The organism is Nostoc sp. FACHB-190 (assembly GCF_014696905.1).
Taxonomy (GTDB): Bacteria; Cyanobacteriota; Cyanobacteriia; order Cyanobacteriales; family Nostocaceae; genus Nostoc_B.
Genome location: NZ_JACJQW010000002.1, coordinates 234,753 through 260,984, shown reverse-complemented (window position 1 = coordinate 260,984; position 26,232 = coordinate 234,753). Strand labels below are relative to the sequence as shown.

The 26,232-nt window shown below is 41.0% G+C and carries 28 protein-coding genes; 12 read left to right on the top strand and 16 right to left on the bottom strand.

The features are described 5' to 3' along the window. Window positions 1–134: 134 nt before the first annotated feature. Together H6G28_RS04150 and H6G28_RS04145 are read right to left on the bottom strand one after the other, a co-directional pair. Window positions 135–728 carry a cyanase gene (locus tag H6G28_RS04150; protein ID WP_190669148.1) on the bottom strand — a complete coding sequence of 198 codons (594 nt, stop codon included), beginning with the start codon at window positions 726–728 and terminating at the stop codon, window positions 135–137. Window positions 729–1,142: 414 nt separating this feature from the next. Then, a complete protein-coding gene (locus tag H6G28_RS04145) occupies window positions 1,143–1,919 on the bottom strand; it encodes an ABC transporter permease (protein WP_190669145.1) in 777 nt (258 codons plus the stop codon). Window positions 1,920–2,270: 351 nt separating this feature from the next. Between H6G28_RS04145 and H6G28_RS04140 the strand changes: the two genes are divergently transcribed. Next, a complete protein-coding gene (locus tag H6G28_RS04140; protein ID WP_190669143.1) occupies window positions 2,271–3,419 on the top strand; it encodes a DegT/DnrJ/EryC1/StrS family aminotransferase in 1,149 nt (382 codons plus the stop codon). Between the two features lie 70 nt (window positions 3,420–3,489). On the opposite strand, the gene H6G28_RS04135 is transcribed toward H6G28_RS04140, so the two are convergent. Then, complete coding sequence (locus H6G28_RS04135; protein WP_190669141.1) at window positions 3,490–4,236, bottom strand: DUF561 domain-containing protein; 747 nt, start codon at window positions 4,234–4,236, stop codon at window positions 3,490–3,492. Window positions 4,237–4,551: 315 nt separating this feature from the next. Here H6G28_RS04135 and H6G28_RS04130 point away from each other — a divergent pair, with 315 nt between their 5' ends. Then, window positions 4,552–4,743, top strand: coding sequence for a hypothetical protein (locus H6G28_RS04130; RefSeq protein ID WP_190669139.1), 192 nt, complete (start codon window positions 4,552–4,554; stop codon window positions 4,741–4,743). A gap of 232 nt (window positions 4,744–4,975) precedes the next feature. On the opposite strand, the gene H6G28_RS04125 is transcribed toward H6G28_RS04130, so the two are convergent. Then, window positions 4,976–5,335, bottom strand: a complete 360-nt coding sequence (locus H6G28_RS04125) for a hypothetical protein (RefSeq protein ID WP_190590355.1) — start codon at window positions 5,333–5,335, stop codon at window positions 4,976–4,978. A gap of 141 nt (window positions 5,336–5,476) precedes the next feature. Then, the gene (locus H6G28_RS04120; RefSeq protein ID WP_396019808.1) at window positions 5,477–6,421 is read right to left on the bottom strand and encodes a metal ABC transporter substrate-binding protein; all 945 of its coding nucleotides are present in this window, start codon (window positions 6,419–6,421) and stop codon (window positions 5,477–5,479) included. A gap of 194 nt (window positions 6,422–6,615) precedes the next feature. On the opposite strand from H6G28_RS04120, the gene H6G28_RS04115 reads away from it, so the two are divergent. Then, window positions 6,616–7,440, top strand: a complete 825-nt coding sequence (locus H6G28_RS04115) for a metal ABC transporter ATP-binding protein (RefSeq protein WP_190590353.1) — start codon at window positions 6,616–6,618, stop codon at window positions 7,438–7,440. 76 nt (window positions 7,441–7,516) lie between these two features. After that, a complete protein-coding gene (locus tag H6G28_RS04110; protein ID WP_190590352.1) occupies window positions 7,517–8,362 on the top strand; it encodes a metal ABC transporter permease in 846 nt (281 codons plus the stop codon). 187 nt (window positions 8,363–8,549) lie between these two features. Here the strand turns inward: H6G28_RS04110 and H6G28_RS04105 are convergent, their stop codons facing one another. The 3 genes from H6G28_RS04105 to H6G28_RS04095 all read right to left on the bottom strand — a co-directional run bounded on the left by H6G28_RS04105 (window position 8,550) and on the right by H6G28_RS04095 (window position 10,980). Continuing rightward, window positions 8,550–9,317, bottom strand: a complete 768-nt coding sequence (locus tag H6G28_RS04105; protein ID WP_190669137.1) for a ChaB family protein — start codon at window positions 9,315–9,317, stop codon at window positions 8,550–8,552. A gap of 411 nt (window positions 9,318–9,728) precedes the next feature. Further along, on the bottom strand, window positions 9,729–10,268 hold the full coding sequence (locus tag H6G28_RS04100) for a Dps family protein (protein ID WP_190590350.1): 540 nt from the start codon (window positions 10,266–10,268) through the stop codon (window positions 9,729–9,731). A 352-nt stretch (window positions 10,269–10,620) separates the two neighbouring features. Continuing rightward, window positions 10,621–10,980 (bottom strand): hypothetical protein, encoded by a 360-nt coding sequence (locus tag H6G28_RS04095; protein WP_190590349.1) that lies wholly within the window; start codon window positions 10,978–10,980, stop codon window positions 10,621–10,623. 535 nt (window positions 10,981–11,515) lie between these two features. Here H6G28_RS04095 and nfi point away from each other — a divergent pair. From nfi to H6G28_RS04070, 5 genes are all read left to right on the top strand, one after another. Then, window positions 11,516–12,181 (top strand): deoxyribonuclease V, encoded by a 666-nt coding sequence (gene nfi, locus H6G28_RS04090; RefSeq protein WP_190590348.1) that lies wholly within the window; start codon window positions 11,516–11,518, stop codon window positions 12,179–12,181. 115 nt (window positions 12,182–12,296) lie between these two features. Beyond that, a complete protein-coding gene (locus H6G28_RS04085) occupies window positions 12,297–13,016 on the top strand; it encodes a GDSL-type esterase/lipase family protein (RefSeq protein ID WP_190590347.1) in 720 nt (239 codons plus the stop codon). Window positions 13,017–13,516: 500 nt separating this feature from the next. After that, on the top strand, window positions 13,517–15,709 hold the full coding sequence (locus tag H6G28_RS04080; protein ID WP_190669133.1) for a cation:proton antiporter: 2,193 nt from the start codon (window positions 13,517–13,519) through the stop codon (window positions 15,707–15,709). 26 nt (window positions 15,710–15,735) lie between these two features. Then, entirely contained in the window at window positions 15,736–16,242 is a 507-nt protein-coding gene (locus H6G28_RS04075; protein WP_190590345.1) for a hypothetical protein, read from the top strand. A 363-nt stretch (window positions 16,243–16,605) separates the two neighbouring features. Continuing rightward, on the top strand, window positions 16,606–17,439 hold the full coding sequence (locus H6G28_RS04070; RefSeq protein WP_190669131.1) for an AMIN domain-containing protein: 834 nt from the start codon (window positions 16,606–16,608) through the stop codon (window positions 17,437–17,439). 61 nt (window positions 17,440–17,500) lie between these two features. On the opposite strand, the gene H6G28_RS04065 is transcribed toward H6G28_RS04070, so the two are convergent. The 3 genes from H6G28_RS04065 to H6G28_RS04055 form a co-directional block, all read right to left on the bottom strand. Further along, entirely contained in the window at window positions 17,501–18,040 is a 540-nt protein-coding gene (locus H6G28_RS04065) for a DUF3172 domain-containing protein (protein ID WP_190590343.1), read from the bottom strand. A gap of 188 nt (window positions 18,041–18,228) precedes the next feature. Then, window positions 18,229–18,936 carry a M15 family metallopeptidase gene (locus tag H6G28_RS04060; protein WP_190669129.1) on the bottom strand — a complete coding sequence of 236 codons (708 nt, stop codon included), beginning with the start codon at window positions 18,934–18,936 and terminating at the stop codon, window positions 18,229–18,231. A gap of 84 nt (window positions 18,937–19,020) precedes the next feature. Continuing rightward, window positions 19,021–20,178, bottom strand: a complete 1,158-nt coding sequence (locus H6G28_RS04055) for a hypothetical protein (protein WP_190669127.1) — start codon at window positions 20,176–20,178, stop codon at window positions 19,021–19,023. 404 nt (window positions 20,179–20,582) lie between these two features. On the opposite strand from H6G28_RS04055, the gene H6G28_RS04050 reads away from it, so the two are divergent. Next, entirely contained in the window at window positions 20,583–21,203 is a 621-nt protein-coding gene (locus H6G28_RS04050) for a CBS domain-containing protein (RefSeq protein ID WP_190590340.1), read from the top strand. A gap of 332 nt (window positions 21,204–21,535) precedes the next feature. Here the strand turns inward: H6G28_RS04050 and gatC are convergent, their stop codons facing one another. The 3 genes from gatC to H6G28_RS04035 form a co-directional block, all read right to left on the bottom strand. Beyond that, window positions 21,536–21,829, bottom strand: a complete 294-nt coding sequence (gatC, locus tag H6G28_RS04045; protein ID WP_190590339.1) for an Asp-tRNA(Asn)/Glu-tRNA(Gln) amidotransferase subunit GatC — start codon at window positions 21,827–21,829, stop codon at window positions 21,536–21,538. 75 nt (window positions 21,830–21,904) lie between these two features. Next, window positions 21,905–22,426: a photosystem I assembly protein Ycf3 gene (locus H6G28_RS04040; protein WP_190590338.1), complete on the bottom strand. Its 522-nt coding sequence runs from the start codon at window positions 22,424–22,426 to the stop codon at window positions 21,905–21,907. 132 nt (window positions 22,427–22,558) lie between these two features. Then, window positions 22,559–23,260 (bottom strand): SOS response-associated peptidase, encoded by a 702-nt coding sequence (locus tag H6G28_RS04035; protein WP_190590337.1) that lies wholly within the window; start codon window positions 23,258–23,260, stop codon window positions 22,559–22,561. Between the two features lie 212 nt (window positions 23,261–23,472). Here H6G28_RS04035 and H6G28_RS04030 point away from each other — a divergent pair, with 212 nt between their 5' ends. Next, window positions 23,473–24,111 carry a glutathione S-transferase family protein gene (locus H6G28_RS04030; protein WP_190669125.1) on the top strand — a complete coding sequence of 213 codons (639 nt, stop codon included), beginning with the start codon at window positions 23,473–23,475 and terminating at the stop codon, window positions 24,109–24,111. A 16-nt stretch (window positions 24,112–24,127) separates the two neighbouring features. On the opposite strand, the gene H6G28_RS04025 is transcribed toward H6G28_RS04030, so the two are convergent. Next, window positions 24,128–24,553: an acyl-CoA thioesterase gene (locus H6G28_RS04025; RefSeq protein ID WP_190590335.1), complete on the bottom strand. Its 426-nt coding sequence runs from the start codon at window positions 24,551–24,553 to the stop codon at window positions 24,128–24,130. Window positions 24,554–24,982: 429 nt separating this feature from the next. Here H6G28_RS04025 and H6G28_RS04020 point away from each other — a divergent pair, with 429 nt between their 5' ends. Next, the gene (locus H6G28_RS04020; RefSeq protein ID WP_190669123.1) at window positions 24,983–25,582 is read left to right on the top strand and encodes an MBL fold metallo-hydrolase; all 600 of its coding nucleotides are present in this window, start codon (window positions 24,983–24,985) and stop codon (window positions 25,580–25,582) included. Between the two features lie 22 nt (window positions 25,583–25,604). Here the strand turns inward: H6G28_RS04020 and H6G28_RS04015 are convergent, their stop codons facing one another. Further along, the gene (locus H6G28_RS04015; protein ID WP_190669121.1) at window positions 25,605–26,183 is read right to left on the bottom strand and encodes an NADPH-dependent FMN reductase; all 579 of its coding nucleotides are present in this window, start codon (window positions 26,181–26,183) and stop codon (window positions 25,605–25,607) included. Window positions 26,184–26,232 lie beyond the last annotated feature (49 nt).

Here is a 26,232-nt window from a genome sequence, read left to right as displayed (position 1 = left end):
AATGTTTATGAGGTATAGCAACTGATTGAAAAAAGTAATGAATAATGAGTCAGAAATTTACTTATTACTCATTACTCATTACTTAATACTCATGGTGTACTTCACTTACTTATACTTATCATTAACAGCAATGACTAGCGACGTTCACCAGCAGGCTGAGTATTTGTAGGTCGCCAAGCTTCATCGCCGGAATATTGCAGCGCCTTACCATCCAAGATAATGCGAATGCGGCGTTCGCCGTGGCTTCCTTTAGTTTCTTCGACATTGATTGTAAAATCTATCGCTGATAAGATAGCATCACCAAAACGCTCATTCATCCAGCGTTGAAGTGTAGGCGCATACACATCAATGGCTTCATGGAGGCGGTAAATTGCTCCGGCGTTCCACCGCACTGGCGGGACACGTAGCGGATTCAAGATTCCTGCCTTCAGTCCCAATTGCTTTTCTAAGCATTCTTGCGTGGGTGTTTCCAATGGAGCCTGACCTGTGAGAATTGCCCCGATACGGACTGGGAGAAGATTGCAGGCTTTTCCAAGTGCCTCAAGTGTCAGCCCTTTATCTTTAGCGGCTTGGTTTGCTGTGTCGAGGACTTGTTTTCGTTCCTGATAGCTTGCTGCTGCGAGTGCATCTACTACAGTGCTTTTGATTTCTGCCCTTACCAAAGTTGGCATAAACGCAAGCATAGCAGCGATGCCCACACTATATGTGCGAAACCCAATATACTTCATTTTTTCCTCACTATTTATGATACGGAATATTGCCGTATATCTGCTTTAGGGATTTAGGTATAAAAAGACTTGCAAGCTTTTTCTTGATAGAACAATATCAATAAATTGGCGTTATATTGTCAATATTCAACTTTTATACAGAATTTTTCTCTATAGCTATCTGATTTAGGATACTTGCGAGAAATTAGAGCGATCGCACATTTGTCAAGAGTTAGAAAAAACAATTAAACAATAGTTTGATAGCATCCTAATTTTCTGCTTGTCTAACTTTAAGTTTTGAGAAATTTATCAGTTAGTAACTAGTGAGATAGAGATATAAGAGAATATGGCAGTGCTGAATTTTAGAATGTTTTTATCTCACGCAAAGGCGCAAAGAGTGAGAGTTAGAATCTGAAATCAAAGCGGATTCCCATATTATCTAATTAACTGTGCTGCTGAATTAAAAAACTGACGATACAATCCCTTGGTGACTAAAATTGTTGTCAACAAATTAGCTATTGCAACCATAAATACAATCAAAATTTCGTAAGAAACTGCATCTAAAGGGTTGACTCCGCCTAATAATTGTCCGGCGGTGATGTTGGGAAGTGTCGCCATCCCAATCAGCATCATTTGATTAATTGTGGGAAGCAATGCAGCGCGAATGGCTTCTTTCCGGTATTGACTAACGGCTTGTTGGGGAGTTGCGCCTAAACTCAAGTGAGTTTCGATTTCAAAAGCGGAATTATTGATGGTACTAACCAGACGTTCACCTGCGATCGCAGCTGCATTCATTCCATTACCAATGATGATTCCCGCTAGGGGAATGAGATAGCGGGCTTCAAACCATCTGTCTGGTTGCAAAATTAAGAAGTAAGTGTAAAAAAGTGTGAAAGCGGTACTGATGAAAATCGCTCCCCAAACCACAGGTAAGACGAGGGGAATTTTCTGGCTGATGCGATTGCGGGCGACAATGGCGGTAATTGTCAAGATAATTGCTAAAATTACCAAAACTGCCCCAGGATGATTGACAGCAAAGATAAAGTCGAAAACATATCCCAATACCAGCAGCTGTAAGATGGTTCTGCCTGTAGCAATTGCCCAGTTTAACTCTAATCCTAATTTTTCCCAGGCAGATAAACCAATAGCGATCGCCATTAACCCTACAGCCAAGCCTAAATCAGCTAAATCTAGTTTGATCAATTCCTGCACAGTTGTTTACCTCCTGGAAAAGTGCTGAGTAGAAACTTAAATATTTGTAGCAGTGATATTTGGGTGACAAGGGAGAGGTGTTGGTGAATCAATAAGGATTGACGCATCTCATAAAATGAGTGCTTGCAAGTCTTGTGTATTGACACTTTATCAGAGTGGACTAATTACAAATTACAAATTACGAGTTACAAATTAGTATGATATTTTTACCCATACAATAATTTCAGTAATAACCCTTTTTGATGCGTATCCGGGGCGACAGTCTATTAATCAGCTTTTTGACAAAAAGTCAAGTAGCTAAACTTGACTGTCGAATTGCATCCTTTGTATTTTCAAATCACATAAAAACTCATGTTCCAAAGCGTAAATTCTGTTCCTGCTTTTGATATCAAGCAGCAATACGTCACTATCGAAGCAGAAGTAAGTGCAGCAGTGCTAGAAGTTTTAGCATCTGGACGTTATATTGGTGGCCCGATCATTGAAAGCTTTGAGCAACAATTTGCAGCCTATCATGGTGTTACTAATTGTATAGCTTGTAACTCTGGAACTGATGCGCTCTACTTAGCCCTGCGAGCTTTAGAAATTGGTGCAGGCGATGAGGTGATTACTACACCGTTTACCTTTATTGCGACAGCTGAAGTCATCAGTACGGTGGGAGCCAAGCCTGTTTTTGTAGATATAGACATTAATACATATAACTTAGATTTGCAGCAAATCGCTGCGGCGATTACACCCAAAACCAAGGCAATTATCCCGGTGCATTTATTCGGACAGCCTGTGGATATGACAGAGTTAATGGCGATCGCCAACAATCATAATTTAGCAGTGATTGAAGATTGCGCTCAATCTACAGGTGCAGTTTGGGAAAATCAAAAAGTTGGTAGCATTGGGCATATTGGCTGCTTTAGTTTTTACCCTACGAAGAATCTCGGCGGTTGTGGTGATGGTGGAGCAATTACAACCAATGATCCCGAATTAGCTGCGAAAATGCGGGTAATTAAAGAGCATGGGCAAAGAAATCGCTATTACTACGAGGAAGTTGGGGTAAATAGTCGTTTAGATGCCATCCAAGCCGCAATTTTGCAAATTAAACTGCGTTATCTGGATAATTGGAATCAAAAAAGACAGGCGATCGCATCTTACTATCAACAATTCCTCAGTCAAATTTCTGGGATTGTCGTACCTGAAGAACTTCCTGGCGGCGAGAGTGTCTGGAATCAGTTTACCATTCGCGTAATCAGTGAATCACGTAATGGTGCTAGTGCTTCTCGTCGAGACTGGGTAAAAAATCAATTGCAAGAACGGGGTGTAAATTCAATGATTTACTACCCTTACCCACTGCATTTGCAGCCAGTGTATCAACATTTAGGCTATCAACCAGGACAATTACCAGTAGTTGAACAAACCTGTCATGAGGTTTTATCTTTGCCAATGTTCCCAGAACTGACAACCCAGCAGCAAGATCAGGTGATTTATGCGCTGAAGGATTGTTTGGTTTAAGGGGAGTGGGGAATCGGGAATCGGGTAAAAATTTCCTACTCCCTACTCCCCACTCACTACTCCCTACTCCTTAGACAACTGCACGGTTATTGGCAGTCTCTAATGCTTCTACCAAACCACGTACAGCAGCAATCATCGCCACTTCGCTGTTGAGTTGGTTGATGGCAGAACCAACACCAACACCAGCCGCACCAGCCGCGATCGCTAAAGGTGCTGTAACGTTAGAAATACCGGAAGCGCACAATACTGGTACAGATACAGCGCGAGAAATTTCGTAAGCTGCGGCTAAGGTAGGCGCAGCTTTTTCAATTAATCCCAAAGTGCCAGAGTGAGCAGGTTGGCTGCTGGTTCCGCCTTCGGTTTGGATGATGTCAGCGCCAGCTTTGACTAGTTCTTCTGCCAGTTGTACTTGCTGATCTAGTTCCAGGATGTGAGGAACTGTCACAGATAAGGTGATTTCTGGTAAAAGTGCGCGGGTTTGTTGAGTCAAGGCTAAAACTTCTTCAGCTTCAAATCTGCGCCCTTGAGCGTAGAAAGAATCAAAATTACCAATTTCAATTAAGTCTGCACCAGCCGCCACAGCTTGCACAAATTTTTCTGGTTCAACTGCTGATACACAAACTGGTAAATTAATCAAGCTTTTGGCCATTGCCACGATTGCTGGATCAGCAGCAATATCAACAAAAGTCGCACCACCAATTTCAGCAGCTTTAATAATAGCAGCCACGCGATCGCTATCAAAGTTATGCAAACCGCTAATTACTTTCAAAACGCGACGGTTGGTAAATGCACGTTGTAATACAGGATGTATCGTCATAGTTCGTTTTTCGTAGCTACGAAGGTAGGAATATTCTTACACTACTGCGCGTTGGCGGCTAGGGGGTAGTCAGTAGTTCAAGACAGAATCTTAGATGTTGAGTATTGGGTGTAAGGGTCTAGGGGTGTAAGTAAGTAGTTTGGGTGGAGGCGCACAAGAGATATTAGTAATAACACAGCAAATCTATATTGCGCCGTAACTCAACACCAAATTATGAGATTTTGAGAAAATATTGTGACAGGTAAAATAATTGTGGAGTGAATTTTATCTTGGAATTGAGATATTTTGATAGTTGAAAGTTTTGTGGTTTTCTTCATGGCATTTGTTGGGTTACGCTGTCGCTCCACCCAACCTACAGAAGAGGCTACAAACGGGACGATAGTACTGGGTTGTGAAAAAGTATTCTTTTTAACGAACCGCAAAGGACGCATAGACGCGATAGCGGCTTCCCGCAGGGTAGGACACAAAGAAGGAGAAGAAGGAAAAGAAAGAGAATTTCACAAATGATTTAGGATTGCTATAGCATTTGTTAGGTTCCGCTTCGTTCCACCCAACCTACAAAAGAGGCGATCGTACTTTATGAAAAAACGCCAATGGCGTAAACAGCCAGACTCTCACGCAGTGTAAAACTATCGTAGTCCTAAATCATTTGTGAATAACAAGATCCCCGACTTCTTCAAGAAGTCGGGGATCTAAGCCTCTCAATTTTTAGTCTCTATCAAGTTAACAGCTTCAATTATTACCACCAGATTCGATTACCATTTTCGTCAACTCTGGCTTGACGAATCACGTCGGAAATTTCTTCCGCATCTTTGACATGGTGCAGTGCTTTTTTCTCACCGTTGGGTTCTTCCACAATAAAATAGGTGGGAACTTTAATATGATCGCCTGTAATATCTGGTGAATCGACAGCAACTTGTTTTGCTTTTTCCTCGATAGATTGAGGTTGATCTGAGATTCTATCTCCAGGATTTGCTGTTAAGTGTCTTTCTTTGGCTGTGGGTTCTTCGCGCGAATGCCAATCTTTGCTGACGGGCTGTTCAATTTCGGCTTGATTATTTTCGGGTTGATTATTTTGATTTTCTAATTCTTCAGTCATGGCTAGTTCACAAATTAAAACTATGTATTCACTAACTCAATTTATAAAATTCAAGCCATGATGCTGTCTTTCTTCAGAGAGAGTTTCTGATGAAATTAAAAGTTAGGGATTAGGGAGTAGGGAGTAGGGAGTAGGCAATATTTATTTTTGCGGTTTTGCTTCTATCTTTTTAGTTAGTTGAAATGGTGTATATTTACCACCCAAAGCTTCAACAATAGCGCGGGTATTTGCCTCCATCATTTTGATGTACGTTTCTCCATTGCTACCTTTAGCACCAATGGAATCAGAATAAAGTTGTTGAGGCGCTAGATTTACGCCTGCTTCTTGAGCTACGGTTTTGATTAAGGTGGGATTAATTGTAGTTTCGGCAAAAATGGCGGGTACGCCTGTTTTTTTGACTGATTCTACTAATCTTTGGACAGTTTGGGCGCTTGGTTGTTCTTCGGTGCTGATGCCAATTAAAGTTCCGGCGATCGCAATACTATATGCACGTCCATAATATTGAAAAGCATCATGGGTTGTAATTAGTTTGCGTTTATCGGGCGGAATAGTTTGAATTTGTTGATTTATCCAGGTATGCAGTTGTTTTAATTCATCGGTTAATTCGGCTGCGTTTTGAGTAAATTCCTCTTTATCTGCTGGCGATAACTCAATCAACGCATCTCGAATCACATTTACCATTGCGGCTGCATTTTCCGCACTTCCCCAAACATGGGGGTCTGGTACAATTTCACCTTTACCTTTATCTAACTCCAAGGGTTTGACTATTTCCCCTACGGCTACCTTCTTTCCTTTTCCAGCCGCATTCATTAACTTAATTAATCCTGGTTCTAAGTTATAGCCGTTATACAAAATTAAATTGGCTTCTTCTAAAAATCGACTATCGGCGGGGACTGGTTCATAAACATGGGGATCAGCACCGGGTTTGAGGATTCCTTTGAGTTGAATTTCGTCGCCGCCAACTTCTTGGGTTAAGTCTGCAATGATGGTGCTAGTAGCCACAACCCTCGGTTTATCACTACCTTTGGTAATTGTGGAGTTGGTATTGTTTTGACTACAACTAAACAAAGCCAACGGTAAAAGCATTCCCAGACACAGCCGAGAAACCAAGCTAAAAATTTCTGTTTTCTGACTAGGGATGGTTGACTTTTGCGGGACAAGAACGCCCTCTATCTCAGGTATTACACTCATTTATCTGTGACATTACTGCTTATTATAGATTTTTTCATATTTTTCTCATTTTTGTAGTAAGCTCAAGTAATAAATATGAAAATACCCTTATGGAAAACGTTTCTTTTTACGCCAACTTGGGACATACCCAAAAGATTGGTGAACGTTCTGCATCGTATATCAAAGCTATTGATATGAATTCCACAGATGCAATTTCTATCGCCCACTTGGGAGTACATTACCGGACTCAAGAAGCCTTGAGAGATATTAACTGTGTGATTCAACCAGGAAGATTAACAGGGATTTTTGGCCCGAATGGTGCGGGTAAAAGTACGCTGATGAAAGCAATGTTGGGCTTGGTTCCTGTTAGTAGTGGCGTGGTGAAGTACCAAAACCAACCATTGATGCAACAAAAGTCAAAAGTGGCTTATGTCCCCCAACGCAGTCAAATTGATTGGACTTATCCCGCCACAGTTTGGGATGTGGTGATGATGGGAAGAGTCAAGAAAACAGGCTGGTTGCGTAGCTTTTCGGGAGTGAGTCGCCAAATAGCAAATAGCGCCTTAGAAAGAGTCGGGATGAGTGAATTCCGCGATCGCCCTATAGGACAATTATCAGGAGGACAACAACAGCGAGTCTTTTTAGCCCGCGCCTTGACACAACAAGCAGACATCTTCTGTTTTGACGAACCATTGGTAGGGATTGATCAAAAAACCCAAGCGGTAATTTTTGAAGTCTTTCAAGAACTCGCCGCCGAAAATAAAATCGTCCTAGTCGTGAACCACGACTTAGGCGAATCCATCACCCATTTTGATGACTTGATTTTACTCAACCGCGAATTAGTCGCCACAGGTTCTAGACAACAAGTCCTCACCGAACAAAACCTACATCTGGCTTACGGCGGGAAAGTTATGTACTTCTCCGACGCAGCTTAAACTCTTTTTCTTAGCGTCCTACCCTTCGGGAAGCCACTTCGTGTCTATGCGCCCTTTGCGGTTCGTTTAAATCTTTATGCTAGAAGCACTAATCGAGCCGTTACAATACGGCTTTATGCAGCGATCGCTAGTGATTGCAATTTTAGTTGGTTTGTTGTGTGCAGTTGTGGGTAGTTACTTAATGGTGCAACGACTCGCACTCTTAGGTGATGCTATCAGTCATTCTGTTTTACCAGGATTAGCGATCGCCTTCATGATAGGCGCAAATATCTTTGTTGGCGCGTTTATTGCCGGAGTTTTGAGTACAATGGCGATCGCCTGGATTAGGACGCGATCGCCAATTAAAGAAGATGCTGCAATGGGCATAGTTTTTTCTGCATTCTTCGCCCTGGGAATCACTTTAATTACAGTTGTTCAAAAAGATAATAAAATCGACCTGAATCACTTTTTATTTGGCAACATTCTCGGCGTTACCGTTGATGAAGTGCGAGACACAGCCATCATCGCTACCATTGTTTTAGTAGTCGTAATTTTAATCTACAAAGAACTTTTATTTTACACCTTTGACCCTTTAGGCGCTCACGCCGCCGGCTTACCAGTCAATCGCCTCAACTTTGGATTAATGTTACTCATTGCTTTAACAATTGTCGCCAGTATGAAAGCCGTCGGCGTAATTTTAGTTTTATCGCTGTTAATTACTCCTGGGGCGACAGCTTATTTATTAGTCAAACGCTTACACGAAGTCATGATTTTAGGGGCGGTAATCGGTGTATTTTCCAGTATTAGCGGAATGTATCTCAGCTACTTTTATAATTTACCTTCCGGCCCGGCGATCGTTTTGGTAGTATCAGGTTTATTTATTTTGGCATTATTATTTAGTCCCAAGCATGGAGTTTTAATGCCAGGTGTGAATCAGAAATAAGTTTTTTTATGCAGAGGGTAAGTGGAGAAATGTAGAATGTTTTTTAGAGTAGGTTTGAAAAGTCTTTAGTGATGTATTAAATATTTTGCGATCCCTCCAACCACCCTTATTTAAGGGGCTAACAACTCTCTTTTACCCCTTAAAAAGGTGGTCGCTGGCGGAGGGATCTTAAACGAGCCTTATTGCCTTAAACACCGATTTTTTGTTTTGACCAAACACCATTTTCATCTTCATCAAAACGCTGGTGTATGGCTTCCCAAGCGGCTTGTTCGGCATTAAACTCATCACTGGTTTCATTCAACACCGCATTGTAACGCTCGATGAAGACTCGTTGAGCTTCTTGTGACAAATGAGTGCGGACTTCAGGTGATAAATCCTCTGGGCTATTACATGGCCCAGAACAAGGATGCGCTAAAGTTTTTTCCATTGTACTCAGTTCTTCTGCACCAGCACTTTCTAAAAGTAGTTGAAATTCCCCGGCGCGATTAGCTGGGACTTCTGTCATTAATAAAAATTCGCCAGCTTGTAAGCGAGTTTGGTAAACTGTGGCCTTATCTTCTGGCATTCCCCAAGCGGTGAACACCGACACTAAACCAGCACCAGCACTACCAGCGATCGCACCACTAGCAGCCCCTAATAATAATGCACTGATTGGGCCAGCCGCCACAATCGGCCCAACAAAGGGAATGAACAGTACACCTACACCTGTGAGCAAACTAAGAAAAGAGCCAAACAGCGACCCAAAAATTGCCCCTGTTCGCAATCCACCTAAAATTACATCTTTTTTCGTAATAAAGCCCGCAATTCGCGTTTCTGACTGGAAATTCCGCCCCATTACTGAAATATGATCTCTGGGTACGCCTCGGTCAAGTAAACGTCGAATGACATCATCAACTTGCTTTTGTTCTTTAAATACAGCCGAAATAGTACGCTCTGCTTGATAGACTTCTGGCACTTGAATACTCCTTAAAATTTGCTTTTGTATAGTTCAGGACTCATACCAATTCACGCAATTACTGATACAAATCACTTTTTCTGCGCCTCTGCTTGCGTTGCCGAGTGACTTGCCCTGAATCTCGACACTTCGACAAGCTCAGTGCATCGCTTCGCTCGATTACCGCGTAGTCGTTCGCGTTAGCGTCTCCGCAGGAGAAGGAGTCGAGGCGCTGGTTGCATATCTGTATCATGTTTAAAGTGAAATGCAGTCTTACCTGGACAGGACTTACGCATAAAAACGAAAAATCAAGGGTTTTAGCGAGGGCATAGGGGTACAGGGTATAGGGGTATATGTATCTAAAACCCTTACACCCAATCTTCATAGACAATCTTTGTGCGTAAGTCCTGTTAGAGATCAATCTGCGTTGAACTACACACCTACAGGCGTTCTTGTACCTGTTTCTGGCTTGCTACCATCTGGTTGTAATTCTTGACCTTCAATAAAAGAACGCAACATCCAAGCCATTTCTTCATGCTCTTCCATCAGTCCAGTTAAAAAGTCAGCAGTTCCTTCATCATGGAACTGATCGCTGGACTGATCAACATGGTCTCTGAGATTGCGAATAATCTGCTCATGATCTTCCACAAGGTTCGCAACCATTCCTGTGGCTGTGGGAACATCGCCTGAATGTTCTTTGAGGGTAGCGAGTTGCAGAAATCCTTCCATTGTGCCAACTGGGTAAGAACCCAAAGCACGAACTCGTTCGGCTAAAGCATCAATATTTTCAGTTAGTTTTTCGTAATGTTCTTCCCAAAGCTCATGCAAGCTCCGAAACTGAGGGCCGACTACATCCCAATGATACTTTTTAGTTTTTACTAACAGTAAATAGGCATCTGCTAAATCTTGATTTAACAGATTAGCCACACCTTGACGCTGTTCTTCTGTCAAACCAATGTTGATTGCACGCATTGATTCTAATTCCTAAATAGACTTATTTATTAAGTTCACAAAAATCAAAGATAATTTACATCAACCATAGGAAAGATTACCAGAGAATAATTATTTACAACTTCAGGAGAATTAATCTATGACTTATAATAGAAAAAATCTTAATCAATTATAAGTAGCAAGATACCCAAATCCTTAAAGAATTCGGGTATTTAAGCATCTTGAATTTTCTGAGTTAAAGATGAAAAATGTTAATACTAATCAGCAGTCAAAGTCTTTACTTGGTACATAATTATCATTCAAAGATTATGCAATATTACCCAATATCACTAGTCAGATTACCTTTGTAACTGCTAATTAGTATTTTTATCTTTTACTGTTTACCTGTGACTTTTCCCAACAGGTTTTCTACTTCATCTCTCACTGAGGTTGCATCTTGGGAATTTTCAGGACGCTTCATTTTATCAATGTCGGCATCACCTTGAACTTCGTTGAGTCCTTTATTAGATTCTTCTTGAACTTGTTGCAATCCAGGAGGTGCGGATCTAGCAACTTCATCAGTTTTCTTTTGAGTTTCTAGCAGTTGTGTGGTAGCTTCGGTAGGGTCACTTTTATAGCTTTCAATTGCCAAAGCTGGAAAAGCATTAGAAAATAAAACTAATGCACAGGTAAAAGCTACAATTAGGAAACGTACTGGACGTAATAGAGATAAAACAGAAGTCATATTCTTCATGTGAATTCCTCAAAAACAAAGTTAACAACAAATAAGTTATATTTTTCTAGCGCAGCAAATTCCAGCCATCATTAGGGTAAATGTTGGCGTAAATTTATTAAGATATGCTGGGCTGAAAATTTATGTTTAGGTAAATATTTGCAGAATAATTTAATTATGAATTACTGGCACTGTTGGCTGAACTAAAGCTCTTATAGCCATGCAGTTTTTAGTTATTTCACAATCATTTCTCTAGCGAATTTCACCTATCTTATATTTACGTTGAATCATCCTACTTTGGGATCGACCTGGAGAGTGAAGTTGATCGCTTCTGAGTGAGAGAGAATATCAACCTGTAGGTAGAGTGGTAAAATATCACTAAATTTAACGGTTTATTAGGTTTATTTGGCGGTGATGTGGCGTAATTGCCAGATTAGCTGGTGGTATTTATCAAGGAATCTGATTTGATGATGATGTCGAGGGGAGATAGAGAATTAGCAGAAAAGAGTAAATTAGCGATAGCACCTATTTAACTAAATTTTTCTCTTCAGAGATTATGAAGATTTATCAACTCCATACTTGGCCTCAAACCCTAGAGGAAGCTATCACCATTCAAGAAAGTTTGCGCGAACAAGTAATTACAGAAGATCAACTTCCCGAAACCATCAGTTATGTTGCTGGTGTCGATATGGGTTTTACAGAGGAGGGTACAATTAGCCGTGCTGCTGTAGCCGTGCTGAGTTTCCCTGATTTAAAAGTTGTAGAAACAGCCTTGGCGCATCGTCCGACTTCATTTCCTTACATTCCTGGGTTTCTTTCTTTTCGAGAAATTCCGGCTGTACTGGATGCTTTAGCAAAAATTCAAACAGTACCGGATATTATTCTCTGTGATGGACAAGGTATTGCCCATCCCCGCAGATTTGGTATAGCCAGCCATCTGGGGGTAATTTTAGATATGCCGACAATTGGTGTAGCTAAATCACTGTTCATTGGCAAGCATCAAGAATTGCCAGAAACCAGAGGTAGTTGGCAACCGCTCATACATCAAGGTGAAACCATTGGTGCAGTGTTACGGACGAGCTTTGGGGTTAAACCTTTGTATATTTCTAGTGGTCACAAAATTAGCTTAACCACAGCAATTGATTATGTATTGCGCTGTACACCAAAGTACAGATTACCAGAAACAACCCGTGTCGCTGATAAGTTAGCGTCTAACAGATAGTCGGTAAAACATTCAGAAAAGTCAACATTGCAGCACGCATGACAAAAAAGATACGCTGGAATAGTGTAGAAATGTATAGAATCTTGTAAAGATATAAAATATAGTCTTTTTTAAGATGCAAACATTACAAGCTCTTTCTTCAATGCAACTGTCTTTAGCCCCTAATCAATGTCAGTCTTTGAAGATTGTCGCTCTTGGAGACAGCATAGTTTACGGTTTTGGTGATCCTGAACGTGGTGGTTGGGTAGAACAACTGCGGCGATGGTGGATGTTGCCTAGTAGTGCTGGTCATGTTTTATATAATTTAGGTGTCAGAGGCGATCGCACACAACAAGTAGCCCAAAGACTAGAAGTAGAATTTCGTCATCGTGGCGAACTCCGTAATCGCGTTCCTGATTTAATTATTCTTTCAGTTGGGGTGAATGATTCAGCGCGGTTAGGTCGTCCCAATGGCAAAAATTACACAGATTTTGCCACCTTTGAAGCCGATATTGCCCATTTACTAGACTTGGCGCAGCAACTTTGTCCAGTTTTATTTGTGGGTATGACACCCGTAGATGAAACTAAAATGCCATTTTTGGATTGTTTTTATTTCAATCATACTGACCAACACCGTTATAAAGAAGCCACGCGCCTAGCTTGTCAACAACGTCAAATTCCTTACTTGGATATTTTTGACCAATGGATAGGACGCGGTGAAACTTGGTTACGCCAAAGAATGAATGCTGATGGTTTACATCCCAATACATTAGGCTACCAAGCTTTGTTAGATGATGTGTTGAAATGGGATGCTTTAGCACCCTATCATGCTCAACCAGAATACCAATTGAGATAAATGTATCGGCGGAGTCAATTTAAAAGCCATAATTGTTTAACTCACGCCAATTTTTATCAATGAATTCGTCAGAAACAAGCAGATCCCTGACTTCTTGAAGAAGTCAGGGATCTTTTGGTTCACGAATGATTTAGGAATGCTATAAATCAGTAATTGCCAGTAATTTCCACTATCTCAAACACATTAATATTAAGTAATTCTCCAGAGAAAATTTAATTTAAAATTGTTAACTGCGTTAATCAACGCTTAGGCGTTAACACAAAAGATATAACTAGCAATTGTTAATTATTTATTAATATTTATCCTGGATTTTTGCTAATTATTCTCTGAATATCCCATAAATTTAACCAATTCACCCTTGATTTCTATAACTATGTTGTAACAACAATTAACATCGAAATAGAGCATAAAGTTACATGGAATATGATGAATTAGGTTGACAATTTCCCATTGTTTCAAGAATCATCTTAGGGAAACCAGATAGTTATTCAGAGGAAACCATGCACACAGTTATTCTCGTTCTCATCGAGGTGCTGATTGTTATTGGAATGTCCCGGCTCATAGGTCTGGCATTCAAATCAATTAAGCAACCTTTGGTAATTGGTGAGATTGTTGCCGGGATTATGCTTGGCCCATCTTTATTTGGATTGGTTGCCCCCCATCTAGCAGCTAGTTTGTTCCCGCCAGAAACAATTCCGTTTCTTAATGTTTTATCTCAGGTGGGATTAATATTTTTCATGTTTTTGATTGGGTTAGAACTTAATCCTAAATATCTTAGTGGAAACTTACAAGCAGCAATTCTTACCTCAAACGTCAGCATCATTGTGCCGTTTTCTCTGGCGACTGTTTTATCTTTACTGCTGTATCCTCTGGTTTCTAATGCTGGTGTTTCGTTTACTGCTTTTGCCTTATTTTTAGGTGCAGCAATGTCAATTACTGCTTTTCCGGTATTGGCGCGAATTATTACAGAAAATAACTTGCAGGGAACACGCTTAGGAACCCTAGCATTAACTTGTGCAGCCGTAGATGATGTGACAGCCTGGTGTATTTTAGCAGTAGCGATCGCAGTAGCACGTACTGGTAACTTTTTTGGTGCTATACCCACCATTATTGAAAGCATAGTCTACATTGGCTTTATGCTGACGCTGGGGCGCTGGTTTCTGAAACGATTAGCAACTTACTACCGCCGGACTGGACGCTTAAGCCAGTTACTTTTAGCTGTAATTTATATGGCGGTAGTTGGTTCTGCACTCATCACCGAACTAATTGGGATTCATTTGATTTTTGGTGCGTTTTTATTGGGAGCCGCCATGCCCAAGAATGCAGATTTAGTGCGAGAATTAGCCGTCAAAACTGAAGATTTTGTTTTGATATTTCTGCTACCAATATTTTTTGCCTACAGTGGTTTGCGGACACAGATTGGTTTATTAAACCGTCCTGATTTGTGGTTATTGTGTGGCTTGGTGTTGCTAGTGGCGATCGCAGGCAAGTATATTGGCACTTATGTCGCTGCTCGTGTAAGTGGAATTAATAAACGCGAAGCCTCAGCTCTTGGTTGGTTAATGAATACTCGCGGTTTAACAGAACTCATTGTTCTGAATATCGGTTTAGAGTTAAAAGTAATTTCGCCCCTAGTCTTTACCATGCTGGTGATTATGGCATTGGTAACAACATTTATGACTTCGCCGCTACTGGAGTGGACATATCCAAAACGCCTAATTAAATTAGATGTTGTTGAACCAGACTTAGAAGCAGAAACATCTGCTGAAACTGCTACTGTTGTTGAATCTGCTCCTAATTATCGAATTTTAGTCCCGGTGGCAAATCCCAGCACCCAAAAAGGTTTGGTACAGTTGGCAGTAGCACTGGCGCTGAATTACAAACAACCTGCTGTTGTCAATCCTCTCAGCTTAATTGAATTGCAAGAAGATTATGCTTTTGAGAGTACCCCAGTGGAAGCAGAACGATTAATTCTTCAGCGTCGCCTGGAACTCGAAGAATTGATTAATACCTTAGAACCGCCAATAGCTCGTTCTCATATACATCCCATCATTCGCATATCGAGCAATGTAGCGCGAGAAACTGCCCAAATAGCCAAAATTGAGCAACCTGATTTAATTCTGGTGGGATGGCACCGTCCAGCTTTTAGTAATAATCGCTTAGGTGGTCGAGTTGGTCAAATTCTGAGTACTGCACCAGTGGATGTGGCTGTGTTTGTAGACCGGGGTGCAGAGCGGTTAGAAAATTTATTAGTGCCTTACTCAGCCAATATCCATGATGATTTAGCCTTGATTTTAGCTTTGAGGCTCTTGCTGAACCGTGACACCTGTATGTTGCGAATTTTACAAGTACTAGGAGATAACCAACATCAAGAAGAGTTGAGTTATGAACTGCACAAAATGATAGAGCAATTACCAGCTAGTGTACGCGATCGCATCGAAATTAAAACAGTCGAATCTCCAGAGCCAATTCAAGCTGTAGTAGAAGCTTCCGAAGCAGTTGACCTGACAATTGCTGGTACTAGCCGCGTTTGGGGAATTGAACGTCAAACCCTAGGCAGATATACAGATGCTTTAGCTATTCAATGTCGTTCTTCCCTACTCATTACCCGCCGTCACAGCCAAGTTACATCCCATTTGGCTTCTGTTCTCCCAGAAATTAGCAACCAAGAATCAACAGTCACGCAATTTTAGATTTTGGATTTCCACAAGTTAAACAGATGAATCATTTGAATGTTAAATCTTTAACCTTCTACGGAGTAGCCATAGGTTCAGTGTTACTGTTGTTTAAAACCGTCACCGCCTATGGAGAAAGCAATCTCAAAGCCCCTCCTGTAGTTGATGGCCGCTACCTTCTAACTCTGGCGACAAAATTACCCAGTTGTGAAACCGCAAATTCTCTGGTATTAAATGTGCAACAATCAGGTATTTACTTGAATGCCTCTTTAGTACCAGTTAATCCCAATGCAGAGGCTGAACAAGCTTCACTGACAGGTATCTTGAAAAATCAACAGATCAGTTTTTCTGGCAAAGTTGATCCAAAAATTCTGTGTCTTGATTCCAACTCTCAGACTAACTCAAGTCAGGCGATCGCTATGCAAATACAGCTGATAGATCAAGATAAAATTACAGGTCAATTCACAGTCAATGGCATTCCTCAAACTTTGAGATTCACTGCGGCTAAACAATCAACCCCAGAAAAGTCACAAAAAGTAAATTCACATTGAAATATGGGTAAATTATGGAAGTGAAGTTAGACACGAAAATTAAAAATTAAGATTTGGACTGGTGAAAGGGTAGATACAGCAGATTCGATGTTTATGAGGTATGGCAACTGATTGGAAAAAGTAATGAGTAATGAGTCAAAAATTGACTTATCAGGACTTACGTAAGTGTCACAATTGGCGGTTGGTGCGTGACGCTAGAAATCTTATAACTACGTTCAAATCTTCTCATTGCGTCACACACCCTACAGAAAAAATATGCCAGTTGCGTAAGTCATACTTATTACTCATGGTGTACCTCACTTATTTCAAAAGTGCTGTGACACCCTCCCAACATCAATATCCTGGTTGCAAAGGAATCAAATAATGTATACAAACCGAAAACCTAAATGGTTTTTATTATGGAGTCAGGGAGTTAGCATCAGTTTGCTGGGATTTTACACAGCAATTTCTTTAGAAACTCCTAGTACTCATGCGGCACAAATCGCTAAATTGAACGATTGGCGATTTTATCCAGAAGCAGCACAACTGGAATTTATATTATCAGCAGCAACAAAGCCGCAATATTTCTATCTTTCCCAACCTCCACGTCTGGTTATTGACTTGCCAGATACTAAATTGGGTTATGTTGCAACCAAGCAAAGTTATTCTGGCGCAATTCAACGAGTCCGAGTTTCCCAATTGAACGCCAACATAACTCGGATTGTTTTAGATTTAGCAGATGGAATTTATCTAGACATCAATCAGGTAAAACTACAACCTGTATCTAGATACAACCCCACACACTGGGTATTGCGTCCTTTTACTTCTAGTACAAATCTCTCAATTCAACCCACTAACAGACAACCTAGTATTAACAGTCTACCGCCAGCTTCTCATAACTACTATCCGCCAACACCTACTAATTTAAATTCCAACTCTAATTATCTACAGTTACCAAGTACATTACCGCCCATTTCTAATAACCAACAGCAACCTTACATCACAGTACCTCCCCCCACACCCAGTAACCCCTATCAAATCCAAGGCTCAGTTCTACCTCCAGCAAACTTTCCTAATCAACCTAGTAATGCGAATAATATTCCACCCCTAGCCAACCCTAATTTTCCCGTCCCTACAACACCAAGCACACCAAATTATCAATCTAATGAAGTCCAAATCCCAGTGATTGAGTTTGGACAACCTCTTCCCAAGCCATAAGTTAAAAGTGCTGAGTGCTGAGTGCTGAGTGCTGAGTAAAAATACCAGCCCCTAGCCTCTCTTAAAATCTATCTGTTTCTTGAGGCGATGCAACTGCACCTGGTTGAGATGTGAAGAAGTTTTGTGCTGCTTCGTTTTGATAAATACATCTAATATCAGGTTTTTCGCTATCTAAACTACCTGTAAAACCAAAGGTATTCAGACGATTTTTACATTCTCTGACTTGATCAGAAGTAACAAGTTTGCGTTGTTCTAAAATTGCCCAGTTATTTTGCCGTAACACACATCCAGGACGCATACTTGGTTGAGCAACATAAACGTTAAATGGGTTGAGTGTGACAAATAATCTCGCATCCATCACCATTGCACTAGCGCCGTATTGTACGCAAATCTCTGGGTTGGGGGCTTTTGTATCAATAAACTCCCGCGAAGCTACGTTGGAGGGCGTTAATGTAGTTGTGGAGCTAAAAGCAATGCCAATGCCAATACCTAAAACTAGCACACCTCCCAAAACAGCGATCGTGGTGAGGTTGAACAGAGAAGGCTGAAAAGCCGGTGGTTTAGATGTTGTGGCTGATCTACCAGTAGATTTACGTCTCATTTTTACTTTACACCTTCACATTTTGGAAAGCAGGGAGCTGTTTGCACTGCTCTCCTTATTTCAGTATGCCGATTTTGGGCAATGATTGTCTGTAAAATTTTAGTAGCATCATGACTTTTGAGAGGATACGGGAAGACAAGGGAGATAAGGGAGAATATATCAATGACTACTCAGCACTCAGAACTTGGTTACAGAATTCGACCATAACGCGCTGTAAAGTTCTTAGCGGGATTTGCTTGATTATTCAGCCATGCCCACATTTGATCCCCAAAACAAAAGTGCCACCATTCTCTAGGATTGCGTTGAAAGCCAGCTTTTAACATGACATCATTTAATAGCTGACGGTGGGTATGATATTTTTGTGCTTGGGGGTGGGGATGATGAGCATAGTAATCGGGATGCGATCGCTCTGACAACTCATCAATCGGCGAACCCATATCTACTATTAGCCCTGCATCATCAACTAATGTCACATCTACCGCAGCCCCGGTACTATGAGGCGGCGGCGTTTTTTCATCCAGACTCGGAACCGCCCAAATTTGATACACCGCCTCCCAAATTTCTTGGCGTTGGGTTGGCGATAACTCAGCTTCTATCAGTCCCCTGTCTTGTAACGCCGTCCCGAAGCTATAATCGACCATAAACTGCTGTACAGTCACCGGACGATAACCATCAAAAATTTGAATATGCCAATGAGGATGCAGCAATTCTAAATAATTTTGAGCTTTGATTAAATTGTCTACAACACTTTGGCGGAGATAATAAGGCGAATATTCCCCATAAATAGCGCCTAACTTTTCATAAGGATGGGGAGACTCCACCGCAAACAGATGCAAAGGAATTTCTACCAGTGGTTCACCGCATTCAACAATGGGGATATGGTGATAAGGTCTCATACCAATTTTGGTGTTTAGATTTAAGATTTTGGTTTACTTTCCAGAATCTTAAATCATACTATCTATCCCAATTTGGTCAAAAACTTAATAACCATAGGGATTTCCTTGCACACCACCTGTATACTGTCCGGGAATGGAAGTATTAGAAGGTATTTGAACTGGTAAACCCCTAAAATAGCGGTTGTCTTGATAACTGGCAGGAGCCGATGGTGTCACAATATATGCAGAGGAATTCTGTACAGTAGTGGGTGTAGTGGTAGTTGGTGCAACTGAATTAATAGGTTGTGTTGTGTTTATTGATGGTACTGAATTAGTCAAAGGCTGGGCAGTGTTGACACCGTTATAATAATTTGTTGGCTGACTGGTTACAGTTGGCTGGATGTAACTTGTCCCACTATTTAAACTGGTGTTAGGGAGGAAATTCTGCGTATTTGTCGGTACACTTTGGGGAAGGGAAGTATAGGAAGTTATACCGGAATTATTGCTGAAATTTGTAGTTGTGCCGTTAACGTTCGATAAATTCTGCGAAAGCCCGGTGTATGGAGTTTGACCAAAGCTATTGCCGGGATTGGTGGTTGCACTATTAATATTAGACGGTGTTGTTTGGTTAGTTGAGGGTGGAAGAGTGGTTGTTGAAGAGGTAATAGAGTTGTAGGGATTGTTTGGTGGCTGGGTGGTACTGGTTCCCACTGCATAAGGGTTATTGGTTGTCTCTTGTGGTTGAGAGGAAGAATTTAACAACTGATTACCGCTACTATTTTGGATGCCAAACTTTAATAAACTTTCAGTTTGAGCAACAAAAGGATTTTTACTATCAAATCCAGATGTACCACCACTGGTTTCTAAGTTGGGAATTGATTTAGTATTCTTAGAAGATTTTTGCTTGTTAATTACATCCTGTAAAAAATCTTTACCTTTTTTCGGTTTAGAGTTATCTGTAGAGGAACTGGTAATTACTTGAGTGCTTGCTTGGTCAGTATCATTATACAGAACTGGTAAGTTATCAATATCAGCTGCGATCGCTTTATCTTCATCCGACAAAGAAGAATTATCAGCTTGTTGTGCTGTGGCTTCGCCGTCTTGTTTGCCAGTAAACGCATCTGGGTTAGTCCAGTATTCTCGAATTACTAGCCCTAGCACTGATAAAAAAATCGCTGTTCCCCAAAAAGCAGGCTTGCTAAAATTCCATAACCTAGCTTTGAGATAACGTAAGTAAGCGGGTGGATAATGACGATTTGACATAGCAGAGTCTCAGAATTTACTGGCAGACGGTATACCTGGGTGCAAACTTACAGCAAAACAGTTGCAGCCGTAGTTGGATGATGCTGTGATCATCCTAGCCTGATTACGGATAAAAAATGCAGGTTTAAGTATAAAATTTCATACTAGAGTTCCCCCACTTCATACTTTCACAAAATCATTATGCCGACATAGTGAGCTTCGGTCACTTTCGATAACATCATAAATTCCAACCTGCACTAACTTTGTGGTAGCGAATGGGGAATAGAGAATAGGGAGTAGGGAGTGGGGAGTGGGGAATAGGGAAGAAAAAATTAGCTAATTATCCTTCTGCTCCGCTACTCCTCTGCTCCCTCTGCTTTCCCTATCTCCCCTCCTCCTATGCTATTTACCAGGAGACTACAGCAATGATGAAAGCTGAAGATATCATGACCAAGGATGTAATTACCATTCGCGGTTCTGCCACTGTTGCTGAAGCCGTCCGGCTGATGAAAGACCATAACTTGCGTGCCTTGGTTGTAGATCGTCGCTATGATAATGATGCCTATGGTATGGTTAGCGAAACAGATATTGTCTATAAGGTAATAGCCTACGGTAAAGACCCAAAGCTAGTACGGGTTTATGAAATTATGAGCAAACCCTGTATTGTCGTTAATCCTGAGTTAAGTGTCGAATATGTAGCGCGGTTGTTTGCCAATACTGGTATTCGCAGAGCGCCAGTTATTCAAGGCAAGCTGTTAGGTATTATCTCAATTACAGATATTTTGACCAAGAGTAATTTTATCGAAGCCCCAACAGCACTCAGGTTAGACGAAAAAATTCAAAAAGCGGTTGAAACTGCTCGCGCTATTTGTACCCAACATGGTGCTTATTCTAAAGCCTGCGCTGCTGCTTGGGATGAGGTGGAAGAACTGCAAGCAGAAGCCGCCCATCAAAAAGCTGAAGCGATGGTTTCGGCAAAAGTTTCTTTTGAAGAATACTGTCGAGAAAATCCCAATGCGCCAGAATGCCGTAACTATAATCCTTAGAAGTCAACCAATTTTGGATTTTAGATTTGCGATTTTAGATTAAATCCAAAATCTAAAATTCGGAGGGTCAAAAATGAAGAGTGCTGAGTTAAAAGTGCTGAGTGCTGAGTTAAAAAGACCACCCACACTTCGACAAGCTCAGTGCATCGCCAGGGGTGGGGTATCAACCTTCTCTCGGTAATAGGATTCCGCTTAACATCGGGCGGGGCTTTTACCATAGTGCAGAAGTACTTCCTTCCTCTTTCTTCTTACTCAGCACTCAGCACTCAGGACTGAGCGTTGTAAAAAGGCAAAAATTTTCTTTTTACTTTTACCTTTTGCCTTCGTAATTACTACTCTTCGCTGTTGAGGATTTTTGGGACTTTGAAATATTCGCCTTCTTGCTCAGGCGCACTATCGAGGATCGCATCTCTGTCTGGATACGGTTGTAACTCATCCTCGCGTGTCACGTTGCTGACATCAATTGCGCGTGTAGTTGGTAGCACATCACTCACATCTAGTTCACTCAGTTGTTCTACATATTCCAAAATGTTTCCTAACTGAGTGGTAAATTGCTCTTCTTCTGCTGGTGTTAATTCTAACCGAGCCAGCAGAGCTACTTTATGAACTTGGTCACGATCAATCATAAATTGTCATTTGTCATGGGTGATTGGTGATTTGTCGTTAGTCCTTACAGATAACAAAGGACTAATGACAAATAACTAAAAGAATACGTCAATTTGTATCCGGCCAGTGGTTTTTAGCCAGTTTTGCGCTTCAATGTAGTTATTGGGAGCCATGCGTATGGCTCTGATCCAATAATCGGCTGCTTGGTCAAACAAAGCTTCACCACCGTCATTATCTCCAGCTTCTTTGGCTTTTTCGCCTTTGTAATGATAAATTACGGCGATGTTATTTAAGGCTTGGGGCAGACGTGGGTTAGTTTCAATTGCTTGGTGATACAGTTCTAAGGCTTTCTCATGATCACCATTACTAGCGTAAATTAGCCCCATGTTATAGAAAATATAACTGCGATCGTAGGGATCTTCTTCGAGGGTGAGGGCTTCTTCATAATATTCCAAAGCTTCGGCATATTCGCCTTCTGCTTGGGCGGACATCCCATCTCGGTAATAAACAAATGCTTCTTTAGCTTTTCTGTTAGCTGGCAGAATCTTCAGAATGATATCCGCCATAACTGTAAAAGATTTGTCAATAAAGTTATCGTTTTTCTGTGTTCTTGGCATAACTGCCTCTATAGTTGTACAGCTACTAGCTCAAAAGATGCTTTTAGGAATTGCAGGGTTTCACGGTTGGGTGCATACACCTTATTAGGGTAGAGAGGCTTGTATTTTTACTCAGCACTCAGCACTCAATAGTTAATTTAACTGATTTGGCAGGCCATTCTCCTCACTAAGAGGCATAATACATTCTGGACTGTTGTGCTGGGGCTTGTTGACCAAATTGGCCACGGGGTAAGCTGTCATTGCTTCCGCAGGATAAGGATCTAACAGTGGCTGAAGTTTTTCGGGTGCTTGTACTTGTGTATCTAGCCACAAATCGTAATCTTCTGGTGCCAAAATGACTGGCATTCGCTCATGGATTGGTGCTAACAATTCGTTAGCTGTTGTAGTGATAATTGTACAAGAAGCGATCTCTTCTCCTTCGGGTGAGTGCCATACATCCCATAATCCTGCAAAACCAAAGGGTTTCTCATCTTGCAGGCGAAAATAAAATGGCTGTTTTTTACTTTGTAGCTTTTGCCACTCATAAAAGCCATCAGCTATGACTAAGCAGCGTCGGCGCTTGAAAGCTGCTCGAAAAGCTGGTTTTTCTGATACAGTTTCGGCTCTGGCGTTAATCAGCTTGACTCCCATTTTTGCATCTTTTGCCCAACTCGGAATCAACCCCCAACGTAATTGTTGAAATTCATACTGTTCTTTGCTGGGTTGATGTAGCACTGTTGGCACCATTTGTGTAGGTGCAATGTTATATTGAGCAGCTAAATCGGGAACTTGTAGGAGATTGAAAGCCTTACTGAGAGACTCTGCTGACTGATTTAAGGTAAATCTTCCACACATATTTTTAAGTTCTCCCCTGGAATTAAATTGCACATTTAAAGTTGATAAATACTAGAAATAATCAATAATTGTTTTTTTATTTTCTCAGATAAATCTAGTTTTCATGAAGATGCTTAAAAGGAAAATAATTATCCTGTTTAACTCGAAACATTTTGTAAGATATTGTATTTTAGAGTCTCATTTCTCTTAATACTCTTCATCATCTTTTTGGCATGGAAACGCTACGTCTGTACGATTTTTTACCCTCCGGTAATGGCTATAAGGTACGTCTTTTATTATCACAAATGGGTATTCCCTATGACAGAATCGAGGTGAATATCTTAAAGGGAGAAAGTCGGACACCTGATTTCTTAAATAAAAATCCGAATGGCAAAATACCTGTTTTGGAAATTGAACCAGGGAAATACTTAACAGAATCAAATGCCATTTTGGCTTATCTTAGCGAATACACAGAATTTTTACCTTACGATCGCTTCTTAAAAGCACAGGTTTTGCAATGGTTATTTTTTGAACAATATAGTCATGAACCTTATATTGCCACATCACGATTTTGGATTTCAATTTTAGGGAAAGCTCAAGAATATCAAGCGGCGTTAGCACAAAAGCAAGAATCCGGTTACGCCGCATTAAGAGTGATGGAAAATCATCTGCAATCTCGTTGGTATTTTGTTGGCAATCGCTATACCATTGCTGATATTGCTTTGTTTGCTTATACCCATGTAGCTGATGAAGGTGGTTTTGATTTATCCCGATTTCCCGCAATCCAAAAATGGATAGAACGTATCAAAGCTCAACCTGGATACATCAGTATTACATACCAGCCAATTCCCCAAGAAGCTGAATTTTGCTAAATACATTCTTGGTTGATTATTCAGCCACACTTAAGTTTTGAAGTTGCAAAAACTTATCAGAAATTTTGTGAGGGATTGGTTTTGGACGCATGGTTTTAGCATCTACCCATACCCAGAGTGCTGCCGCAGTGACTAATAAATCAGCTTCGCTTTGTTTGCGGATTTCATAGCATCGAAAAGCACGGGTACCACGCATTTCTTTTAACCAGGTGGTCACTTCTAGAGTATCACCTGCCACTGCTGGCCGGAGATAGTCAATTTCCACCCGGCGCATCACAAAAACACCACCTAACTCTCGATAAACATCTAAAGTTACACCGAGATATTCTGAGTGTTCGATGGCTGCTTGTTCTAAATAGTTTTGGTAAACGGCATTATTAACATGCCCTAAAGCATCCATTTCATAGTGACGGACGCGGAGTAAAGTCTTAAATTGTTGCATACAAATAATTCAGGTGTAGTTTGATCAAAGTGGAAAAAATGACCAATGACAGTCTCGATTCCTAGTACAACAAGGCAAAAGTCAAGAGTCAAAAAGAAAAAGAAAGAAAGTGATACTACAAGCCTTTTAGCAATTCCTTATGGTAACTGAGTTTCGGCTTCGCGGTAGTCGAGCGAAGCGATGCACTGAGCTTGTCGTTCGCGTAGCGTCTCCGGTAGGAGAAGTGTCGAGATTCAACTACTGTATGGTCAAAGCGTGGTCTTTATTATTTACGCCGACTTGTACTAGAGTGTGCAACTTAAAAGCAAATCAGCTTGTGAGTCAGATTAAAATACAATTTCAGTTTGGACTCCAGACAAAATTACTGATACATTATTGATGCAACCCACTTAATTGACTATTTATTGAAGGTAAAGTACCAGAATCATTATGAAATCACTACATCGTCCCGATTTATATGGCTGGTCTACTTTCAATCCTGCAAGAAATATTGATTTCAATGGGATTGCCTGGATTCGTCCAGATGGCAATATCTTAATTGACCCTGTAGCTTTATCTAACCACGATTGGAATCATCTGGAATCTCTGGGTGGTGTGGATTGGATTATACTCACAAACTCGGAGCATGTGAGATCCGCCAAGGAAATTGCTGTGCAAACTTATGCTAAAATTGCGGCCCCCGCAGCCGAAAAAGAGGTTTTCCCGATAGCTTGCGATCGCTGGTTGTCTGATGGTGATGAGTTTGTCCCTGGATTAAAGATTATTGAACTCCAAGGTTCCAAGACTCCGGGCGAATTAGCACTACTATTAGAAGAGACTACCTTAATTACGGGTGATTTAATCCGGGCGCATACAGCCGGGAGTTTAACTACTTTGGCAAAAGAAAAGTTACTTGATCCAGTAGCGGCGATCGCTTCTATCCGCAGACTGGCACAATTAAGCAAGGTGGAAACAGTATTAGTCGGAGACGGTTGGTCAGTATTTCGAGACGGACATCTGCGCTTAAAAGAATTAGCAGCAACATTATGATATTTTACTTGGAATCACTCAATTAGTACGGAGTGCCTTTTTCTCGGCGTTGGCGTTGTAACGCTTCTTCGTACCATTCCAATTCATCTAAAAATTGACCAAATTTCTTGGTTAAACTTGCTTCTTGGGGAGTACCTGATTCATCTAAAGAGTTGCCAATTTTAGAAATGGCAAACATAGTTGAAATAGTTACCATTCCCATCTCCCCTAGAAACGAGCGTAACTGTATAGCGGCGCGGACTCCGCCAAAGCCACCAGCCGAGTAAGAAACAATTCCCGCCGGACGGAAGTAGTATTCTTCTAGATAATGATCCATCAGATTACTCAACCCTGGCTGAATGGAATGATTGTATTCTCCGGTAATCACCACAAAACCATCGGCGGTGCGGATATGTTCTGCCAGTTCTGTCATCTTTGCGGGAGCCTGACCAGGATCATACTCCTTATACATCCTGTCTAAGATGCCAAAGTCATATTCCTTAGCATCAACAAAAATTACCTCATGGTTTCTGTGCTGGAGTTGATCAATTATGAATTTAGCAGCTTTAATGCCTTGGCGATCGCTCCTGTAGGAACCGTAGAAAACTAATGTTTTAAACATGGTCAATTAGGGAGTGGTGAATAGGGAGTAGGGAGTAGGAATTAAAGGA

Coding starts and splice junctions, on each gene's coding strand:
- H6G28_RS04020 (WP_190669123.1), top strand. CDS start 24,983: ATGAAATCACTACATCGTCCCGATTTATATGGCTGGTCTACTTTCAAT.
- H6G28_RS04135 (WP_190669141.1), bottom strand. CDS start 4,236: ATGACGATACATCCTGTATTACAACGTGCATTTACCAACCGTCGCGTT.
- H6G28_RS04055 (WP_190669127.1), bottom strand. CDS start 20,178: ATGTCAAATCGTCATTATCCACCCGCTTACTTACGTTATCTCAAAGCT.
- gatC (WP_190590339.1), bottom strand. CDS start 21,829: ATGATTGATCGTGACCAAGTTCATAAAGTAGCTCTGCTGGCTCGGTTA.
- H6G28_RS04040 (WP_190590338.1), bottom strand. CDS start 22,426: ATGCCAAGAACACAGAAAAACGATAACTTTATTGACAAATCTTTTACA.
- H6G28_RS04125 (WP_190590355.1), bottom strand. CDS start 5,335: ATGACTGAAGAATTAGAAAATCAAAATAATCAACCCGAAAATAATCAA.
- H6G28_RS04050 (WP_190590340.1), top strand. CDS start 20,583: ATGATGAAAGCTGAAGATATCATGACCAAGGATGTAATTACCATTCGC.
- H6G28_RS04140 (WP_190669143.1), top strand. CDS start 2,271: ATGTTCCAAAGCGTAAATTCTGTTCCTGCTTTTGATATCAAGCAGCAA.
- H6G28_RS04095 (WP_190590349.1), bottom strand. CDS start 10,980: ATGAAGAATATGACTTCTGTTTTATCTCTATTACGTCCAGTACGTTTC.
- nfi (WP_190590348.1), top strand. CDS start 11,516: ATGAAGATTTATCAACTCCATACTTGGCCTCAAACCCTAGAGGAAGCT.
- H6G28_RS04025 (WP_190590335.1), bottom strand. CDS start 24,553: ATGCAACAATTTAAGACTTTACTCCGCGTCCGTCACTATGAAATGGAT.
- H6G28_RS04035 (WP_190590337.1), bottom strand. CDS start 23,260: ATGTGTGGAAGATTTACCTTAAATCAGTCAGCAGAGTCTCTCAGTAAG.
- H6G28_RS04015 (WP_190669121.1), bottom strand. CDS start 26,183: ATGTTTAAAACATTAGTTTTCTACGGTTCCTACAGGAGCGATCGCCAA.
- H6G28_RS04150 (WP_190669148.1), bottom strand. CDS start 728: ATGAAGTATATTGGGTTTCGCACATATAGTGTGGGCATCGCTGCTATG.
- H6G28_RS04115 (WP_190590353.1), top strand. CDS start 6,616: ATGGAAAACGTTTCTTTTTACGCCAACTTGGGACATACCCAAAAGATT.
- H6G28_RS04120 (WP_396019808.1), bottom strand. CDS start 6,421: ATGCTTTTACCGTTGGCTTTGTTTAGTTGTAGTCAAAACAATACCAAC.
- H6G28_RS04085 (WP_190590347.1), top strand. CDS start 12,297: ATGCAAACATTACAAGCTCTTTCTTCAATGCAACTGTCTTTAGCCCCT.
- H6G28_RS04130 (WP_190669139.1), top strand. CDS start 4,552: ATGGCATTTGTTGGGTTACGCTGTCGCTCCACCCAACCTACAGAAGAG.
- H6G28_RS04030 (WP_190669125.1), top strand. CDS start 23,473: ATGGAAACGCTACGTCTGTACGATTTTTTACCCTCCGGTAATGGCTAT.
- H6G28_RS04060 (WP_190669129.1), bottom strand. CDS start 18,936: ATGAGACCTTATCACCATATCCCCATTGTTGAATGCGGTGAACCACTG.
- H6G28_RS04080 (WP_190669133.1), top strand. CDS start 13,517: ATGCACACAGTTATTCTCGTTCTCATCGAGGTGCTGATTGTTATTGGA.
- H6G28_RS04065 (WP_190590343.1), bottom strand. CDS start 18,040: ATGAGACGTAAATCTACTGGTAGATCAGCCACAACATCTAAACCACCG.
- H6G28_RS04100 (WP_190590350.1), bottom strand. CDS start 10,268: ATGCGTGCAATCAACATTGGTTTGACAGAAGAACAGCGTCAAGGTGTG.
- H6G28_RS04110 (WP_190590352.1), top strand. CDS start 7,517: ATGCTAGAAGCACTAATCGAGCCGTTACAATACGGCTTTATGCAGCGA.
- H6G28_RS04070 (WP_190669131.1), top strand. CDS start 16,606: ATGTATACAAACCGAAAACCTAAATGGTTTTTATTATGGAGTCAGGGA.
- H6G28_RS04075 (WP_190590345.1), top strand. CDS start 15,736: ATGAATCATTTGAATGTTAAATCTTTAACCTTCTACGGAGTAGCCATA.